Origin of the sequence: Pseudoclavibacter soli DSM 23366, assembly GCF_000423505.1 — a bacterium.
Taxonomy (GTDB): Bacteria; Actinomycetota; Actinomycetes; order Actinomycetales; family Microbacteriaceae; genus Pseudoclavibacter_A; species Pseudoclavibacter_A soli.
On sequence record NZ_KE384027.1, the window covers coordinates 112,340 to 124,830 of the forward strand.

The 12,491-nt window shown below is 63.0% G+C and carries 12 protein-coding genes and 1 CRISPR repeat array; of the genes, 2 read left to right on the forward strand and 10 right to left on the reverse strand.

What is annotated here, in order from left to right:
* Window positions 1-25: 25 nt before the first annotated feature.
* Window positions 26-556 carry a hypothetical protein gene (locus G557_RS0108125; RefSeq protein WP_028245650.1) on the reverse strand — a complete coding sequence of 177 codons (531 nt, stop codon included), beginning with the start codon at window positions 554-556 and terminating at the stop codon, window positions 26-28.
* Between the two features lie 45 nt (window positions 557-601).
* On the opposite strand from G557_RS0108125, the gene G557_RS0108130 reads away from it, so the two are divergent.
* The gene (locus G557_RS0108130; RefSeq protein ID WP_028245651.1) at window positions 602-1,186 is read left to right on the forward strand and encodes a TetR/AcrR family transcriptional regulator; all 585 of its coding nucleotides are present in this window, start codon (window positions 602-604) and stop codon (window positions 1,184-1,186) included.
* 37 nt (window positions 1,187-1,223) lie between these two features.
* Here G557_RS0108130 and G557_RS13990 read toward each other — a convergent pair whose 3' ends face one another.
* Window positions 1,224-1,364 (reverse strand): hypothetical protein, encoded by a 141-nt coding sequence (locus tag G557_RS13990; protein WP_156877141.1) that lies wholly within the window; start codon window positions 1,362-1,364, stop codon window positions 1,224-1,226.
* Window positions 1,365-1,479: 115 nt separating this feature from the next.
* Between G557_RS13990 and G557_RS0108140 the strand changes: the two genes are divergently transcribed.
* A complete protein-coding gene (locus tag G557_RS0108140; RefSeq protein ID WP_028245652.1) occupies window positions 1,480-2,742 on the forward strand; it encodes an ATP-binding protein in 1,263 nt (420 codons plus the stop codon).
* Window positions 2,743-2,777: 35 nt separating this feature from the next.
* On the opposite strand, the gene cas2e is transcribed toward G557_RS0108140, so the two are convergent.
* From cas2e to cas3, 8 genes are read right to left on the reverse strand one after another with little or no spacing between them, the layout of a single operon-like run.
* On the reverse strand, window positions 2,778-3,125 hold the full coding sequence (cas2e, locus tag G557_RS0108145) for a type I-E CRISPR-associated endoribonuclease Cas2e (RefSeq protein ID WP_028245653.1): 348 nt from the start codon (window positions 3,123-3,125) through the stop codon (window positions 2,778-2,780).
* On the reverse strand, window positions 3,122-4,099 hold the full coding sequence (cas1e, locus tag G557_RS0108150) for a type I-E CRISPR-associated endonuclease Cas1e (protein ID WP_028245654.1): 978 nt from the start codon (window positions 4,097-4,099) through the stop codon (window positions 3,122-3,124). The genes cas2e and cas1e overlap by 4 nt, the downstream gene beginning before the upstream one ends.
* Window positions 4,092-4,769 (reverse strand): type I-E CRISPR-associated protein Cas6/Cse3/CasE, encoded by a 678-nt coding sequence (cas6e, locus tag G557_RS0108155; RefSeq protein ID WP_028245655.1) that lies wholly within the window; start codon window positions 4,767-4,769, stop codon window positions 4,092-4,094. Before cas6e ends, cas1e begins: the two co-directional genes overlap by 8 nt.
* Entirely contained in the window at window positions 4,766-5,569 is an 804-nt protein-coding gene (gene cas5e, locus G557_RS12495; protein WP_051224886.1) for a type I-E CRISPR-associated protein Cas5/CasD, read from the reverse strand. Before cas5e ends, cas6e begins: the two co-directional genes overlap by 4 nt.
* 1 nt (window position 5,570) lies before the next feature.
* Entirely contained in the window at window positions 5,571-6,746 is a 1,176-nt protein-coding gene (gene cas7e / locus G557_RS0108165; RefSeq protein ID WP_028245656.1) for a type I-E CRISPR-associated protein Cas7/Cse4/CasC, read from the reverse strand.
* Between the two features lie 42 nt (window positions 6,747-6,788).
* Window positions 6,789-7,433 carry a type I-E CRISPR-associated protein Cse2/CasB gene (gene casB, locus G557_RS12500; RefSeq protein WP_051224888.1) on the reverse strand — a complete coding sequence of 215 codons (645 nt, stop codon included), beginning with the start codon at window positions 7,431-7,433 and terminating at the stop codon, window positions 6,789-6,791.
* Window positions 7,434-7,448: 15 nt separating this feature from the next.
* Window positions 7,449-9,161: a type I-E CRISPR-associated protein Cse1/CasA gene (casA, locus tag G557_RS0108175; protein ID WP_028245657.1), complete on the reverse strand. Its 1,713-nt coding sequence runs from the start codon at window positions 9,159-9,161 to the stop codon at window positions 7,449-7,451.
* Window positions 9,161-11,152 (reverse strand): CRISPR-associated helicase Cas3', encoded by a 1,992-nt coding sequence (gene cas3, locus G557_RS12505; protein ID WP_169337766.1) that lies wholly within the window; start codon window positions 11,150-11,152, stop codon window positions 9,161-9,163. Before cas3 ends, casA begins: the two co-directional genes overlap by 1 nt.
* A gap of 213 nt (window positions 11,153-11,365) precedes the next feature.
* Window positions 11,366-12,491: direct repeats of the CRISPR family, unit length 28 nt; unit sequence GAGCTCCCCGCGAGAGCGGGGGTGATCC.

Here is a 12,491-nt window from a genome sequence, read left to right on the forward strand (position 1 = left end):
TGACTGCTCGGTCACAACTCAGGAGTCAAACCGTAGGCTTTCGCGGCCAGATGGTGTAGCTCACCGCCCAGAAGAAGTCGATCGCGAGCACGATGCCGAGAATGCGCCAAGAGTCGTGCAGTGCCTGTGCTGCTTCAGCGTTGGTGGCTGACCAAATGAGCGCACTGATAAGTGCACCCGCGATGCTCACCGAGAGGAGTGTGCGTCCGGCATCAGCCCAACAATCCTTGGCATAAGCTCGCCCAAAACGTCGAGGTGGGCGTGGGGCATGGTCGGCCCAATATGCGGCCCAATTGTCGGCCCACCGAACCAGGCGACGCCCATAGACCAACGAGAAGCCCAGATACAGCGCGGCTAACGTATGTGCGAACGTCGCGGTGCCGCCTGTGCGCAGATCAACGAAGGTGACGGTGAGTAGAACAAGGTCGACCAAGGGGGACGCGGCCAGCAGGGCAGCGCCCAGTTTTGGACGACGCAGCAGGTATCGGCACACGAGGCCCAAGATGATGAACACCCAGAAGGCGATCTCGCACGCAACGATCATGGCGATGAGCATGTCGGTATGGTAGCACGAACGTGCTAAAACCCTAGACTAGTCGGTATGCCGAAGCTCATCGACTTGGAACAACGGCGCGAGGAGATCGCCGAGGCGCTCTGGCGCGTCGTTGAGCGTGATGGAGTTGCCGCGGTATCGGTTCGTCGGGTGGCTGACGAGGCCGGTCTCGCACTTGGCTCCCTGCGCCACGTATTTGCCACGCGAGCCGATTTGCTGACGTTTTCAACCGAGTTGATGCTGCAGAAGGTGACAGAACGTCTGCGGCAGGTGCATCCTCACGCCGATGTTGAAGAGCACGCCGTGGAATTGCTCGAGCATTTGATTCCGTTGACTGCAGCGTCACGGGCAGAGTTCGCGGTGAATCTTGCGTTGTACGCCGAAGCTCCCGCTGTTCCGGAGATCGGCATCGCACGTGATCGCGCCATGGCGGCGCTGCGTCAAGGGTGCGAGCGCATGGTGCATCAGCTCGGGGTTGCAGCAGAGCGGGTGGAGTTGGAGGGGCGCCGTCTGCACGCGCTGCTTGATGGGCTGGCCCTACATTTGAGCAGCACCGATGACGAAGGCGAAGCGGACTGGGCCAGGCAGGTGTTGGCCGAAGAGGTGCACCGATTACATGCCGCCAAAAGCTGAAGATCCGGGCTGCGAAATGAGAGGGTTTCGCGCCCGCTCAGGCGCTTTGTCGGTGCGGCACACCGTCGGTGATCAGCGAGTAGGCGATCGCCGAGGTCGCTTCGATGAGCTCATCGTCGATGACCCCAGTGACCGGCATCAGTGAGCGCGAGATCATCGGCGAGACCAGCACATCCATGATCAGGCACAGGGCGTGCGGTGTAGTTGGTCGACCCTCGAGTAACGCTGCGGAATGGTAAAGTTTCGATCTGCGGAATGGGAAAGTTTCGAACCGCGGAATGGTAAAGTCTGGTATGGTCTCACCGAAGTATCAGCGCAGAATCATTGATGACGAGCTTGATGAGCTGGCCCTCTCGCTGCCAGCGATATCGCTCGACGGCATTAAGGGTGTCGGCAAGACTTCGACGGCGCGAGCCCGAGCTCGAACTGTGCGCGAGCTTGACGACCCTGCGGTGCGAGAACTGCTGAGTGCCGATGAGAACCGTGTGATTACTGGCGAACCTCCGATTCTGCTTGATGAGTGGACGGAGTGGCCACGGTCGTGGGATCTGGTGCGTCATGCCGTTGACGATGGTGCTCAACCAGGGACTTTCATGCTGACAGGTTCGGCGAATCCTGCTGGGCGCATCCATTCGGGTGCCGGTCGCATCGTGTCGCTGCGAATGCGTCCGATGACGCTGCCGGAACGGGGAGTGACTCAGCCCACGGTGAACCTCGCCGAGCTTTTGAAAGGGGTGCCTCAAGTCGACGGAGACACCGAACTCGTACTTGACGACCTGATCGAGCTCATTTGTCGATCGGGTCTGCCAGGTGCTCCTCACGTCGGCGGTTGGCGGCCGGTGCAGGCATTCCTTGACGGTTACCTTGACAGATTGTTCGACCACGAGATCGAGATCGTCGGGGGCCGCCGACGGCAGAGCGTACTCTTGCGACAATGGGCGACCGCTAACGCTGCGGCGACGGCGACCACTGCCAGCTACGAGAAACTGCGAGATGCGGCATCGCCAGGCGAGAGCGACAAGCCAGCGAGGCAGACTGCTGCGGGATACCGTGAACTGCTCTCGCGGCTGTGGCTGCTGGACCCAGTGAACGCTTGGCTACCGGTGAATGCCCCGCTCAAGCGCCTCGCCCAAGCGCCGAAGCACTTTCTCACTGACCCGGCATTCGCCGCGCGGCTGCTGCGCCTCACCCCCGATAGGCTGCGGCGGGATGCCGAGCAGCATGCGTCGTTGATCGGCCAGTTGTGGGAGTCGCTGGCCGCCATGAGTGTGCGCGTGTTCGCGCAGCGCAGCTCTGCTGACGTGTGGCACCTGCGTACGCAGGGAGGTGAGCATGAGGTTGACCTGATCGTCGAAGGTGAAGACGGAGCCCTTGTTGCCATCGAGGTGAAGCTGCGCTCACCCATCGAAGCCAGAGAGGTCCGGCACCTGCATTGGCTGCGCGAGCAGCTTGGGCCGGATCGGCTGGTCGCCTCCGTGGTGCTGACCGCTGGGCAGCACGCATACACGCGTGCCGACGGCGTGCATGTGGTGCCGTTGGCGTTGCTGGGAGCGTAGGCACAACGGCGGGATGAGCAGGCCAACGTAAAGGCTCATCTTCCGTAGCGCCGCCGCCGCGAGACCTTACTGAAGCCAGCTCGACGACCGTTACGCTGTTGTTCTTGCGAAGTGTTCGGCCGCAGCATCAAGGTGATGCCGTCGAAGTCGACCGGCTGCCAGTCTTGCCCGTGGGTGCGGAATTCGAGGCCCTGCTCGTTCTGCGCGTTGTACGCCATGATTGCGCGCCCGTCCGCGAGGTTCTCAAGCACCTGTTGCCAGAGCAGATCGCGCACACGTGCGGGAACATTGCCCACGTAGACTCCGGGTGAAATCTCCATGAGCCAACGGGTCAAATGCCCGCGCAGCTTTGGCGGGCTGGCCGTGACGACGAGCGTGATCACGGGTCGATCTCGTCTACCACCGAGACGGCTCCGTAGTTTCTCCCTGATGCAACGCGCCCCGCGCCGCCGGCCCACAATGCTCCTGTGTCAGCGGCCAAGTCGTCTTCGAACTCGGTGACGACGGGTTCGGCGTCCGGCAGTAGCAGTTGGCGGATGTCGCGGACGCACCGTTCCATGAATCGCCCAGAGCGCATCTGGTCGCGAACGGCGCGTCTGGCCGCGGTGCCGATGTCAGGATGCTCGGCAGCGGCAAGCTCGAAAGCTAGCGGTATCGTGAGGTCGACTTTGTAGAGGTCGGCAATGTCATAGACGAAGCTGCGATCATTGCCGGTGTGCACGAAGCCGAGACCGGGAGAACATCCCAGTGAGACGATGACCGAGTGCACCACACCATAGAGCGAAGTGTTGACGGCGCTGAGCGCCTGGTTCACGGCGTCAGCATCGTCGAAGTCGGTGACTTTGTAGGATCGCCCACGCCAGTCGACCCCAGTGCGTTGCGCTTCGCGGGCATAGGCGCGTCGCACTCTGGTGCCCTCTTTGCCGAGCAGCTGCTGCATCGTGAGTCCTGAGGTGTCTTCTCCGGGGAACCGCATGGCGTACATCGCGCGGGCGACCTTCATGCGGGAGCGTTTCGTCGAGACGGCTCGCGCCTGTGCTTCGAGCAGCTTGGTCGATCTGGCAAGGGTCGCACCATGGCAGTAATAGCGAACCCCTTGCTCGCCCACCCAGACACATGTTGATCTGGACTCGGCCAGCAGCGACATGGCGGCATGGGTCACGGTGGTGCCGGGGCCGAGCAGCAGGCTGCCGAGTGTGGCCGCCGGAATGTGCACAGTGCCTCGAGCATCGGTGGCAGTGATCGCGTTGGCATCGCGATTCACCACGCAGTGCTCGACGTAGATAAACGTGAGGCGATCACTCGCCCGCAGTACCTCTGCGATCTCCGGTGGCCGAACTCCGGGAACGTCAGCCATCAGCTTTGGTCACATCGGGCTTTGCCAGGGTCAGCAGCCCGTATCCGTAGCCCTTGGCTCTACCGACACCGGTGACCAGAGCCTCTTGCAGCGCTGCCGCATCGCGAACCACGAGAAACCCGTCGAATACAGCGGTGGACAGCGTCACTGTGGCAGAAGCTCTTCGGAAGTCGACTGTGCGGCTGTCTCGCACAATCACCTCGGGCTGCCCGAACCGGTTGGTGGGAAATTCCACGCCAAGCTGCTGAGCTCGAGAGCTGAGCCACTCCAACTGATCGGCTGTTTTGACCAGCCCAATGCGGCGACCGCGTTGCCCCTCGCCTTGAGACAGAGACTTCGTGGGATTCGCCTTCAGCCGAAACCGCCACTCTGAGCCGGGCTTCACAGCTCGAAGCAGAGGCGCATAGTCGAGTGCGGCGAAACCCTTTGCCTCCACCGCAAGCTCGTCGACCAGAATCTGTTCGTCTGGCCGGTGAGGGCTGACGATAAATAGGCGATGACGGTCGGTGCCCCGGTCGAGACGCCAGAGTGTGCGCTCTGGTGACGACGAGGCATCAGACGCGCGCTCTGTGGCTCGAGCGACGATGGCATGCAGCACTTCTGGAGATGCCAGGGCTCGAGTCGTCTTTCGTGCGGAAGGTGACAGCGTCACTCGGCTGAGATACGTCATTGGTGTTCCCCCTGCGTGTTGGGATGTGTGTTTCGGCCGCCGAGCTCGAGCACGGTCTCGAACGGGTCGAGAGACCCGGTGTCGTCTCCTGCGCTGCCTGCAGCCGTCGGTGCGGCGAATTCGACAGGGTCAAGGCGCTGGATGCGTCTTGCCGTGTACTGGCGTTGCTCGGGATCGAAGCTGACCGGCTCATCGGCGAGGGTCTCGGCGGCGGCTCCTGCGGGATCACCCTCGCGAGGTTCGACCAGCAGCTCAGCGGTGATCACGGTGCTGGCCTCGCTTCCGTGCAAGCCGCGTCGCGCCTCGAGCTCGACCAAGTGACGAGCTGTGCCAGCCCATGGTGCTTCGCGCAACACGGTCTCGAGGTCTCCTGGGACTATTCGAGTGGCAACGGGGCCCTCTGGCGGGCAGCTGCGCCGACCTAGGAAGAGCGAGAAGTGCGGGTGCCGCAGTGCCTGGGCGAAGCTCTCCAGCAGCTCGCGATCATCTGACTCGAGACCTGCGAGAAACACTGCGTCTTGCAGGTAATAGCGTTGTGACAGTGGCATCGAGGCGCCCGAATCGTCGTGGGCCGTGTGAAAGTCGCGCAGCAATGACCCAGGCTGGTCGGCTCGAACGCCGTAGCGGAGGGCGCTGAATCGCTCGAGTGAATCGGTGCGAGGCAGACCTAAAGCTGCCGCGATCAATCCGATGACTCCACTTTTCGTCGGTGTACGTTCGGTCATGCGTCGTGAGAATCGGCTGGAGGCGCCCCAGGCTTGGAGGGGCCCCGCCAATCGCAGCGTGAGCACGTACGACATCTCAGTGGCTCGTCTCGGTTTCGGCGAGTCGCTGCTCGACCAGTGCACGCACGCCGGCAGCGGCGGTCTTGAGCGATGTCGCCGGAGCAAGCTGGTCAGCTGTGGCAGTGGCCTCGCCGACACGCACCACCCAAGTGGCCACCGGTGTGGTGTCGTACGCCTCATCGATCTGCTGTTCGCGGGCAACGAGTCGATCTGTGGCCTCCTTCACCCGGTCGAGGCCGGTGACCGGGCTCTCGAAAGCGCCCACGAGGTTCACTGGTTGAGTGTCGCGGATGCTCACAACCACGAGGTCGGGCAGGGTGTCGTGGGCGAAGGTGTTGATCTTGCCACTGGGAATGCTGGTGGCGAAGGCGGTGACAAAGGCTTCAACCGCTTTTGCTGTCGCATCAACGCTGCCGAGGTTCTCTCGAAGGCGATCCGCGTCGACGTTGGCGTAGCGATAGAGAGTGGCTGAGTTGAACTCCACGGTGCCGATCATTGCCGCGCCGGCGTCTGATTCGTCTTCCGAGCCCTGTTTCACATCGTCTACCGCGGTGAAGTAGTCGGCTTCGGTATCCACTCGATGCACGCTGATGGCATGCGCTACCTGAGATGCTGCGTCGACGTTTAGATCGGTGGTGTCGGCGACCATGCGCCCAAACAGGCCGACGTCTACCGCGTTGTCCTCTTTCAGGATGGCTTTGATCGTCTTTTTCGCGGCGGTCACTGCAGCCTTGGCATCATCGGCTTGCAGCGCGGTGAGCGCGAAATCGGCGAGTCGATCGTATTGTCGCGACCCCAGAAACAGCAGGTACCCCGTTTCGTCGAGTGTCTTCTGATCGTCATCATCGGCGTCTTTCTTTCGTGCTCGGGGGGTATCGAGCTTCAGACCGCCCGCCTTGAAGGTCTCTGCAGCAAGTTCGGCTGCAGCGTCGGAGCTGACCTGCGGATCGCGTTCGCGGATGCGGTCGGTGAGCACCTCCACCACTCGCTTGGTGCGAATACCCAGGCTGTCAGCATCGAGCAGCGTGCGGAATTGCTCACGCGTGGGACGTTTCCAGGCTTGGCTGGAGACCCGGGCGCGCGGCACCCCACCGTAGATCGCGCTCTTCGGGCTGCCGGGGTCATCTCGATTGAGATTGCTCGGGGGAACAGTCTGGAGGATGCTGATGTCGAGGATAGTGCGGGTGTTCATGATGTCTCCTTCTGAAGTGTGCTGCGTAGTAGTTGGTTGAGATCAGGCGTTGCTGGTCGGGGTTTTGGGGGTGATGGGGCGTGCGAAGTCGCGCCCCCAGCGCAGACGCACGCTGGTGGCTTGGTCGGGGTCGCGCAGGGTGACGAGGTCTTCGGCGAACTGTGCGTAGTCGAAGGGCTGACGGCCGCTTTTTAGCAGCTGCACCAGCCCTCGCGCATGTCGCACGGTTTCGTCCCAGTCTGTTGAGGTCTGAATCGCGGCGAATCTGCGCTCGATGCCCTTTGCGTTCGGCGAGCCGACGCGCAACAGGGCGCAGGCGCGAGCGAAGGACGTACCAAGCCGATGTGCCGGGGTGTCATGATTCGACTGCTGATGCAGCGCGAACAGCGTGAGCGCTGTGTGCGCCGCGAGTTCGCGATCGGTTGGCTCATCGGCATCTGCTGGGCGAGGCTGCGGCAGTCCAGCGATCGTCCATTGCAGGATGTTCGGGTCGGCTCCGATGGGTTTGCTCACGTTATGGCGCAGCTGTGCGAGTGCGGCTGTGGCCTGAGAGCCGTTGCGCAAATATCCAGGGCCGCTCAGCAGGTCGGAGTTGCCGAAGATCAGAGCGTTGACGTTTTTGTTGATGAAACTCGGGAACGCCCGCAGCTCCGGCTGCGGAGGGCGTTCTGTGGGTGTGTCAGTCATGCGTGTCTCCTTGAATCAGGCGGTGGTGAAAGTGTTTTGGTCGGTGTCTGTTGGGATGAGTTTGCGTATCGCGGCTCGGTACCAGAGATCGGCATGCGGCAGATCTCGTTGTTGGCGTTCGCCCTTCGAGTTAGAAGCCACCTCACGGCCTGTCCACGCGGCCGTAGGCGCGCTCGCGATGAGTTCGTCGCCGACCGTATGCAGGATCTCGCGCACGGCATCCTGCCAACTGATCAACGCTGTGGGGTCTTGCGCCGCGCTCGCCGTCAACTGTTGCACCCATGTGCGGAAAGCCACGTCGAGCAGCTCGAAGGCCCGTTCCCGTGTTTGGCGGCGGGGGCCCTCAATCGGCTGCCCCGCAGCTAGGGCGATGTTCACGGCGAATCTAGTGGCCTCGCCGACGCCGGATTCGGCCAGCGTTGTGGCTGCGTCAAGCAGACCTTTCACGGTGGGGTCACTGGAGGAGAGCACGCTGAGGTGCAGGTCAAGATCGTCACTGATGACCTCGTCGACCACGGAGGATTGCGACCCGTACACCACGCCGAAGGCTTTCAGACGGACAAGCTGATCGTTGCCGATGAGCTGTTCTGCCTGCAGTCGATTCAGCCACCTCGTCGTGAGAGAGGGCAGGCGGTCTGCACCGGCTTGGGGCGCGCTGACGGGCAGGAACTGCGCTACGCCTCGCCATAGCGCCCGGTCAGGCTGGTGTTCGAGCGGCATATAGACGGTCGACAGCTTGAGCTTCTTCGCTTGCGGTTCGCTCTTGCGCCATGCGGTCATGGGTTCGAATTGGTGGGCATTCTGAGGCTTGAGCGTGTCACCGTTGGCGACCAGCACGCCTGTGACTCGATCACCTGTGACGCCGAGACGGATGCGGCGGCTCTGCCATGTGTACAGCGTCGCTGGGCCATGGAAGTAGGTGGTGCCGCCCACGGCATCTGTTGGTTGGTCAAGGCCGAGAGTGGCTGCTGCGGTTGGTTGTGGCCGCTGCCACGCTGGCACATCGTAGAGCGTTTTGTTGGTGCGGTCGACCCAGCGAGCGTCTGGCTGAACCTCTTGCCCCACGAAGTTGAGCAGCAAGGTTTCGTGGAGTGTGCTGCCAGTGATCAGCAGCCCGCCGAGGTGCCCGCTCCATGCGATGCCGATCGGGTAACCTCTGCCTCCTTTGACACGGTCGTCGCCGAGCACACCGCTCTTGATACCTGATGGGTCATACGCCTGCACGGTGACCAGCCAGCGTGCGGCTTCGGCCAAACTGATTGAGGCGAGGCCGCGACCGCCGCGGGTGGTGAAGAACGGATGCCCGTTGGGCACGTCGAGAATCAACCGCTCGAGCCCCGTCATTTCGCCTTTTGCTGTGGTGAGACCCGCGACCTGGAAAAACGGCTGCTCGTCGTCGAGCAGGTCGAAACGGTGACGGTGCCGCTCGAGGTATGCGGCGACAGCGCTGGGAAAGCCGTTGTTCCAGAGTGATCGCCATTGTTTCTCTGAGGGGCCGCCGGGGATGACACCGTAAAGCACTGCCAGAAGCAGGCGATGCAGCGCGAAGTCTTGCAGAGGCAAGTCGCCGACGAAGCGGGTGATCTCTCGAGACTGCGCGAAGACCTCGGTGAGCGACAGGGCATCTTGCGAACCATCGGTGCGTTCGACCGGCAGCCATGGCTCGTCGAGCAGGTTGAACGTCGCGGGTGTGGCCTCGGGAGGGGCGTCGGTGGAATGATTTGGCATCAGGAATGCTCCAATCCGGTGGTGCGGTGGTAGGTGAGGGTGAGGTCGCGTGGTGCGCCCTGACGAGAGGGCAGTCTGAGTTGGCATTCGTCGTGCTCGTCGAAGACGAGGTACAACTCGCCTCGCAGCGCTGTGGCCTGATCCCACTCTTGGGGAATCTCTCTGGCAGTATGGGCTTCGAGCGCGCTGATAAGTGCGTCGAGGTCGTCATACACGCCAGTCGCGGCTGAACCTAGGGCGATGGTGCTGCTGCGCATGGCATGTATCTGTGCCTCGTCAGGAGCGGCGTTCGCCATTGGGAGGGTGCGGAGTTCAGCCTCGCTCCATTCTCCCCAGGGCGGTAGCAATAGTTGTTCGCCGTGCCTGACCAGAACGATTACCTCAAACGAGTCATCGCCATCACGCACGCTCGATCGACTGCCTCGACCCTCCGGCGAATCTGGGTCTGCGGTCGCGACTTCGAGCCAATTGCGTAGTGACGGCGGAATCGCCACGTCCTGTGCCGGGGCGAGTCGGAACGGACGAGCAGTATTGGCACGGTTAATGCTTTTCTGCGCCCAGGCGGCTGCGGCTCCGATCATGGTCGTGCTCCACGAGAAGGGGCTCACGGTTTCATCGCCGTATACCTTCTGCACGAGTATCGGAATGTCGCTCGGCAGGCGTACGGTGCGCTGGGTGTCGGGGCGGACATCCAGCGTGGCGAGTGTGCGCAGCAGCAGGTGTGCACCATAGATGACTGTCGAGCCTCGAACGGGGGCCGGTACATGTGGCTGCCAGTCGACGCCGGTGATGATCAGCTGGGCGGACTCGAGGCCATGGGGCCGGGCCCGCTCGTGTCGGTGCAAGCGGCCGGCGCGCTGCAGCACCAGGTCGACGGGGGCGAGATCGGTGAACATCAGGTCGAAGTCGACGTCGAGGGACTGCTCAATCACTTGCGTGCCGACGACGATGCGCAGCCCAGAACCGGTGCTGTGCTGTCCAAAGTCACGAACCAGTGCGGCGTCGAGTGCCGCACGGTCGAAGGCGAGAAAACGAGAATGGGCCAAGGTGATCTCTGCCTCGGGGAAGGCTTCGCTGAGCAGTTTGTGCGCGTGTTGGGCGCGAGCCACGGTGTTGCGAATGACCGCGACCGCGCCACCCTGTGCGGTGCGATTTCGAATAGCCTCGATGAGTGAGTCGTCATCGTCGGCGATGGCACTGATCGTGAGCTCGGTCTCGCGACCTGAGGGCTCTGGACGGTAGGTTTGTCGTTCGCCGGTGGCGGTGACGGCAGAGATCAGCGGGTACGAGAGGTCGGCAGCATCGACGGCATCGATCGACGGTTGCGCGATCGCGGCGGCGCTAAGAGCGGTGTCTACGTCGGCATCGAGCTGAGGGAAGAGATCGTCTTCGTCGCCTGAGACACCCGATTCGGACTCATCGGTGCTTGCTGACGAGTAGGCGGATAGCAGCGCCTCTCGACGAGCCGCTGGCAGCGTGGCCGAGAGCAGAATGACGGGCACTCTTTCGGCAGCAAGCCAAGCCAGCGTGGTCTCGAGGAATTCATTGGTGAAAGCGTCGATGGCATGCACTTCGTCGAGGATCACCACTTTGCCGGCGAAGGAGAGGTGCCTCAGCACGACATGCTTGCTGCTCAGACCCATCATCAGCAGTTGGTCGAAAGTGCTGGCGACGAATGATGCCAGTGCGGCTCGCTTGCGACCTTCGAGCCACCGGTGAGCGATGGCGATGGTCTCTGCCGCGTGGCCCTCCTCGGGGTATTCGTGTTCATCGGGCAGGGTTTCTGACACCAACGATTGGGGCAGCGCAGTGAACTCTGGGTTGAGATCGCTTTTCCCGTGAACCAGGCTCAGAGATGCGAGAGCGAGCGGTTCATCTGATGGCAGCTGTTCGACCCAGGAATGCAGGCGGGTGAACATCGCGTTGGTGGTGGCTTGTGTGGGTAGGGCGAAGGAGACTCCGTTGAGCAGGTTGCTAGAGCTATGCCTCAACCCCGCTGCCGCGGGGACGTTGTATGACTCAGACCGCCTACGGGGTCACCCCCACGAAAAGCGGGGCGAGTGTGCCCCCACAGTTTACGGATCCTGCTTGGTCGAAACCCTGCGGGGTCTAGTACGCGAAGGCGGCGCACCACGATGCTGGCATGACAAGCCGTTGCTATAACCGAATCCCACGCCGCATCGCGCGGCCGGTGGATGCAGACGGAGCTCCCCGCGAGAGCGGGGGTGATCCGCAAATCGCAGCAGTGACCACACTCATGCGAATGAGCTCCCCGCGAGAGCGGGGGTGATCCCTGCCGCGAGCTTGCGTCGCAACTCCCGCACCTGAGCTCCCCGCGAGAGCGGGGGTGATCCCTCGCGCAGCCATTCCGCGATCTCGCCCTCAACGAGCTCCCCGCGAGAGCGGGGGTGATCCGTGCTACGAGTGGATTGATCCGGCTGCGAGCAGGAGCTCCCCGCGAGAGCGGGGGTGATCCGTCAGACAGAAAGGTGTCGGCGGTTGGTAGGTCGAGCTCCCCGCGAGAGCGGGGGTGATCCGGTCAAGTTGGTGTTCCACTATGAGGGCTTCAAGAGCTCCCCGCGAGAGCGGGGGTGATCCGTTTCACACCCCGCCCGAGCTCGCACGGTTCTTGAGCTCCCCGCGAGAGCGGGGGTGATCCCTCGATCTCAATCTCAGATGTGCACGTGCAATTGAGCTCCCCGCGAGAGCGGGGGTGATCCCCCCGGCAGGGCCGATAGCAGTCAACGCAATCGGAGCTCCCCGCGAGAGCGGGGGTGATCCACACCCCGTCTACGTGGTCGCTGTGGCAATGGAGAGCTCCCCGCGAGAGCGGGGGTGATCCCGAATCAGTGGCACATACTCTGGTGTGACTTCTGAGCTCCCCGCGAGAGCGGGGGTGATCCCGCCGCAGCCATCCGCTTCTTCATGTCCTCCTCGAGCTCCCCGCGAGAGCGGGGGTGATCCGTGCAGTCCTGAGCGCGGCGAGGTCGTAGAGCCGAGCTCCCCGCGAGAGCGGGGGTGATCCCTGCTGGGCATCTGGAGACGCGACGGACGAGTTGAGCTCCCCGCGAGAGCGGGGGTGATCCCGAGGTCGCCCCGCGTCGTCGGATACAGCAGCAGAGCTCCCCGCGAGAGCGGGGGTGATCCGATCAACCGGCCCCACGACCGACCACTCATGCCGAGCTCCCCGCGAGAGCGGGGGTGATCCGCAGCGCATCGTGGACTTCTTCGACCCGCCGAGGAGCTCCCCGCGAGAGCGGGGGTGATCCCACACGGCACGCATCCACGGCACTGTGGTGTGGGAGCTCCCCGCGAGAGCGGGGGTGATCC

What these genes read in the sequence shown, in the direction of transcription:
- cas1e (WP_028245654.1), bottom strand. Translation starts at nt 4,099, where the DNA reads ATGGCTGACGTTCCCGGAGTTCGGCCACCGGAGATCGCAGAGGTACTG.
- G557_RS0108125 (WP_028245650.1), bottom strand. Translation starts at nt 556, where the DNA reads ATGCTCATCGCCATGATCGTTGCGTGCGAGATCGCCTTCTGGGTGTTC.
- G557_RS0108130 (WP_028245651.1), top strand. Translation starts at nt 602, where the DNA reads ATGCCGAAGCTCATCGACTTGGAACAACGGCGCGAGGAGATCGCCGAG.
- cas7e (WP_028245656.1), bottom strand. Translation starts at nt 6,746, where the DNA reads ATGAACACCCGCACTATCCTCGACATCAGCATCCTCCAGACTGTTCCC.
- G557_RS13990 (WP_156877141.1), bottom strand. Translation starts at nt 1,364, where the DNA reads ATGGATGTGCTGGTCTCGCCGATGATCTCGCGCTCACTGATGCCGGTC.
- cas6e (WP_028245655.1), bottom strand. Translation starts at nt 4,769, where the DNA reads ATGACGTATCTCAGCCGAGTGACGCTGTCACCTTCCGCACGAAAGACG.
- casA (WP_028245657.1), bottom strand. Translation starts at nt 9,161, where the DNA reads ATGCCAAATCATTCCACCGACGCCCCTCCCGAGGCCACACCCGCGACG.
- cas5e (WP_051224886.1), bottom strand. Translation starts at nt 5,569, where the DNA reads ATGTCGTACGTGCTCACGCTGCGATTGGCGGGGCCCCTCCAAGCCTGG.
- G557_RS0108140 (WP_028245652.1), top strand. Translation starts at nt 1,480, where the DNA reads ATGGTCTCACCGAAGTATCAGCGCAGAATCATTGATGACGAGCTTGAT.
- casB (WP_051224888.1), bottom strand. Translation starts at nt 7,433, where the DNA reads ATGACTGACACACCCACAGAACGCCCTCCGCAGCCGGAGCTGCGGGCG.